Annotated in this window: 1 protein-coding gene; it reads left to right on the forward strand. The window is 67.8% G+C overall.

Annotated features, from left to right (window positions below; all coding sequences use genetic code 11):
• The first annotated feature begins 174 nt into the window (after window positions 1-174).
• Entirely contained in the window at window positions 175-1,140 is a 966-nt protein-coding gene (locus VR45_RS39635) for an aminoglycoside phosphotransferase family protein (protein ID WP_199926098.1), read from the forward strand.
• The last annotated feature ends 368 nt before the right edge of the window (window positions 1,141-1,508 follow it).

Here is a 1,508-nt window from a genome sequence, read left to right on the forward strand (position 1 = left end):
CGGCACCCCCGCCGAATAGCACCTGGGATCCGCCGGCAGCGGATCACTCCGATCCGCTGCCGACCCTCCCGTTCGACGTCCTCCAACAGGACGTCAACTTCGGTCTTTCCATGGGTGGTTGTACCGCCGGGCAATTCGATTGCCGCAGTGCACCTCGATGCCTATGGTCGACTCGTGCCGCAGCCGGACCAGTTGCCTCCAGGGACCGCGTGGACCGGACCGCTTCTGCGGGAGGTGTTCCCCGACGCCGAGGTGATCGAGGTGCTGCCGCGTACGGGCGGCCAGTTGAGCACGGTGTACGAGCTGCGCTGTGCCGATCCCGCCCACTCCGCGATCCTCAAGGTGTACGCACCCGAGTGGGCGTGGAAGCAGGTGAAGGAGGTCCGCGTCTACCGGATCCTCGCCGGCCTCGACTCCCTCCCGGTGCCGCGAGTGCTCCACCACATGCCGGACGGAGCACCCGACGGCCGGGCCGTCACGATCCTGAGCCTGCTGGAGGGACGGCCCCTGTCGGAGGCGTCGAAGGATCTGGATGTTTCACAAATACCGTCGTTCTACCGGGAGATGGGCGCCGCTCTCGCCACGATCCACCAGGTCGGCCAGGAAGCGTACGGGTACATGACCGACCGCATCCTCGATCCCCGCCCCGACAACGGGACCTACATGCGGCACCAGTTCACCAAGAAGCTTGCGGAGTTCAAGACCCTGGGCGGCGACGACCGACTCCACGACGCGGTCGCACGGCGGATCGATCGCGACGGTGCCCTGTTCGACAACTGCCGGGCCGCCGCCCTCTGCCACAACGACCTCCACGAGGGCAACGTCCTCGTCGGCCCCGGTCACGCGGCCCGCGTGACCGGCATCATCGACGTCGAGAACGCGATCGCCGCAGACCCCCTGGTCGACCTCGCCAAGACCGACTACTACTCCCTCGGCCGCGGCGAACCCGAACGCCATGCCCTCTTCGAGGGCTACGGACCGCTCCCTGCGGACGCCGCCGAACGCCTCGACCTCTACCGGCTCTACCACGCCATCGAATTGTGGGACTGGTTCCGCTCGATCGGCACCCTCGGCCCTCTGGACAGCATCGCCGCCGACATCGCCCGCCTCGCGGGCCAGCGCTCCGACTCGCCGTCGTGACCCGGGCCAGGCGCAGCCCACCCGTGCACGCGGGACGGCGGGCGGAGGCGGAGTCGGCCGGGATGGATAGGGTGACCCCGGTGCACAGCTTGCCGGCAGAGGTGACCGAAATGCCCGAATCTCTGGAAGTTGCAGAACTCTGCCCTATAGCCAGATAGACCCGCAGCTCAACGACTCTGCTCCCCGCGCATGCGGGGTTGGTCCCCGACTGTGGTGAATTGGGTTGTGGAACCAGGTCTGCTCCCCGCGCATGCGGGGTTGGTCCCAAGAGGTCACGAAGGTGCTGCTGGACACTCAACTGCTCCCCGCGCATGCGGGGTTGGTCCCGCGACGTTCGCGTTGGTGTTCGGGGTGGCAGCCTGCTCCCC

The sequence above is a fragment of the Streptomyces sp. NRRL S-495 genome, assembly GCF_000966955.1.
GTDB classification, from domain to species: domain Bacteria; phylum Actinomycetota; class Actinomycetes; order Streptomycetales; family Streptomycetaceae; genus Kitasatospora; species Kitasatospora purpeofusca.